Origin of the sequence: Aporhodopirellula sallentina SM41, from assembly GCF_000346505.1 — a bacterium.
GTDB classification, from domain to species: domain Bacteria; phylum Planctomycetota; class Planctomycetia; order Pirellulales; family Pirellulaceae; genus Rhodopirellula; species Rhodopirellula sallentina.
In genome coordinates this window covers 1-2779 of record NZ_ANOH01000083.1, presented here as the reverse complement: position 1 = coordinate 2779, position 2779 = coordinate 1, and the positions used below count along the sequence as shown (strand labels likewise).

The 2779-nt window shown below is 54.6% G+C and carries 3 protein-coding genes; all 3 read left to right on the top strand.

Going from position 1 to position 2779, the window contains the following annotated elements:
* Positions 1 to 249 (top strand): hypothetical protein (locus RSSM_RS34515; RefSeq protein ID WP_236620937.1); only part of this gene is annotated, 249 nt, incomplete at its 5' end.
* A 102-nt stretch (positions 250 to 351) separates the two neighbouring features.
* Positions 352 to 849 (top strand): hypothetical protein, encoded by a 498-nt coding sequence (locus tag RSSM_RS04580; RefSeq protein WP_236620936.1) that lies wholly within the window; start codon positions 352 to 354, stop codon positions 847 to 849.
* A gap of 118 nt (positions 850 to 967) precedes the next feature.
* Entirely contained in the window at positions 968 to 1507 is a 540-nt protein-coding gene (locus RSSM_RS34510; RefSeq protein ID WP_008675051.1) for a hypothetical protein, read from the top strand.
* Positions 1508 to 2779: the final 1272 nt, after the last annotated feature.

The window sequence follows — 2779 nt, the reverse complement described above, 5'->3', positions numbered from 1 at the left end:
TTCTCCCCTGAAGTCCGCGTTTGTCAAACGAAACTATGGACAGATCGCATGATGCGTTCTCAGACACGACCGAAATACTTGTCACCGACGACACCGAAGGTGCACCTGGAGATCGAGTTGCGTCAGCCAGAACGCTCGGATTTGGCCCTGCCAAGAGACCGCGCCACCGGTAAAACGCTAAGGCGACGACGGCTCGACCTAGCACGCCCCCTGGCGGCACAGTACAACCAAAGCGTTGCACCCGCTTAGCGTCACGCGGGTTAGCAAGGTGGAGAGTTTCCCTTGCTAAGCGGGTGAACTTAATCGTTATCCGACTGAAATCCGATTGTCTTCCTTCCCCCGAGAGCCGAAATGAACATCAGAACCTTTGCGATGCTTTCCACACTGTCGATCCTTACGACCAATGCTGCGATGGCTGACAACCCCGTTGCCTTTCGTATCGGAGAGGCCCAGTTCTTCAACGGTGACAATGTGACCATTGAGTCGGTTACCTCATCCGGCGACGGATTCGAGGCAGGTGCAACAATTACGGTTACCGGAACCTACACGCTGAACTCAACGGATGAAGCGAGGCTATGCTTCTACACGACGCGAAACCCGAAGCCCAACGATCCAGCGGAAATCTCGACTGAACTTGATTCACAACGGATGAAAGTGAAACGCGGAACGAACGCCTTCAAGCTGTCTAAGGTAGCGGCCGGCGACGGAGGCCCTCACATCACCTTCTATGGTCCTGAATCGGCGTTTGGTGGCGTCTATTTCGGCGATGAGTCGAACGTCTGGATGAAGAAGGGATGGTCGTATGATGCGCCCAAATCCGTTCCCGCTAGGCCTGCAATCGGTGGATAACCCTCGGATGCACCGGAGCGGCGGTGGTTTGCGTTTTGGCAATGGAAGATCTTTCGCCGCCGCCCGGTGATCCGTAACGTTACCCGACTGAAATCCTATCGTATCCTGATACAGCACAATGCGTGAAGGCTGCCACATACTGTTTCGCTCCCCCGGCATCACGATCGAAGAGGCGGCCGAGCTACTTGATCGCACCGGCACCACAATTGACTTTACTGATGACGGTTTCACGCTGGCGACTCAAAACGGCCCTTCCCTACGCATCTTCCGCAGAAATGGCACGACTGTGCTGCGTGACGCGATCCGCCTTGGCGACAACACTGTATATCAAGACTTTCTCGAATCCTGTGACTGCCGCTTCGAGTTAGTGTTTGACGCACTTTCCGCGGTGCGAAATGACGCGAACACGCTAATTGAGACCCAGCTTGCGCTCCAAACGGCAACGAATGGACTGGTCTTCACCACATGGAACCGCGAAATGTCACACCCTGACATCAAGGGACCGAAACCTAAGCAACGCCTCATGATGGCCGGGCGACCGACCCCAACTCACGACGACTATACTGCCGACGACGCCATCCCTTGCCCTGAGTGCGGGAAGCAACTGCGAACCTCAAAGGCAAAGCAATGTTTTCATTGCGGCGCTTCGTGGCACTGACTTGACCCGAAGACGGCGGATAACCAAGCCATTCAAACGGAGCACGGCTTGCAAGTTTTCACAAATGGATACATCACTCTCCGTGCCCGGTGATGGCAACCGTTACCCGACTGAACGGTTTCTATTTCGTACTCACATAATGAAAATGCAAACTGATGCGAACTCTATCTCTGATCCTAACCTTTGCGTTCGTATCCGCCTGCTTAGGCGGAGCTCCAGGCGCGGGCGACTCGTCACCGGTCAGAACCGACCTGCAAAGCCAGGCTGATGGCGCAAAACGGACTTACGGCGGTGCCACCGGAACGGCCGAAGCAGACTCGCGTTTCGCAATCGATCATACGCTTGCACCGAATTCTGAGTCTGCCGCACTTCTTGCTCGTATCGACCAACTTGAACAACGAATATCGATACTCGAAAGCCATTTGGGCGCCTCGCAGAGTTACCCATCTCGTCAGGTCTTGGTCTCACCGGCAACACCAGGATTTGGTCCGGTTTATCGATTAGACCCAATCGAAGAATCCAAGGTTGGCAACGATGCTGAATCAAGTAAACCATTCGAGAAACCAGGGCCTAAGACCCAGGAAGTTTCCCTGGGCCTTCAACAATTCAATTTCAATGGCCAGTGGTTCTATATCGTTCCAGTGGACGATCCACGCCTAGCGGATTAACGACAACCCAACCAACATGCGGGTAACAATGCCGTGCACACGGAGGACGGCATCACGCGTTTACAAATGGAAAATCAACTCGCCGTCCCCGGTGATGGCCGCCGTTATCCGACTAAAATGAATTGCTTTAACCACAACAACGCGGCAGCGGTTGGCATCTGCAAACACTGCAATAAGGCAATTTGCCATGCATGCCTAACAGATACGGGTGACGGCCTGGCATGTACTGACACTTGCCTAGACGCCGTTATTGCCCTCAACGCTCTAATCGACCGGAGTCGCAACACGGCCCCGGTGACGAACGCGAACGCGTATCTATCGCCTGCCTTCGTTGGCGTGATGGGCGTCATCTTCATTGCTGTCGGGCTGGCATCCAGTCGCATCTCTCCGCTTCCAGTCGCGATGTGCATTGCCTTCGTTGCGTATTCGTGTTTTTCGTTTTACAGAGTGCATAAGTGGGTTTCTGCCGCAAATTCCCGTTCACCAATCCGCGACGTCCGCAATCCATCGGACGGATAACCATGGCGTGCACACGGAGCGGGGCTTGCAGGCGGATTTGAAATGGACAACTTTACTCCCCCCGCCCGGTGACGCCGGACGTTAT

Excerpts from the sequence above, each read along its gene's own strand:
- RSSM_RS04580 (WP_236620936.1), top strand. The coding sequence starts at position 352 with ATGAACATCAGAACCTTTGCGATGCTTTCCACACTGTCGATCCTTACG.
- RSSM_RS34510 (WP_008675051.1), top strand. The coding sequence starts at position 968 with ATGCGTGAAGGCTGCCACATACTGTTTCGCTCCCCCGGCATCACGATC.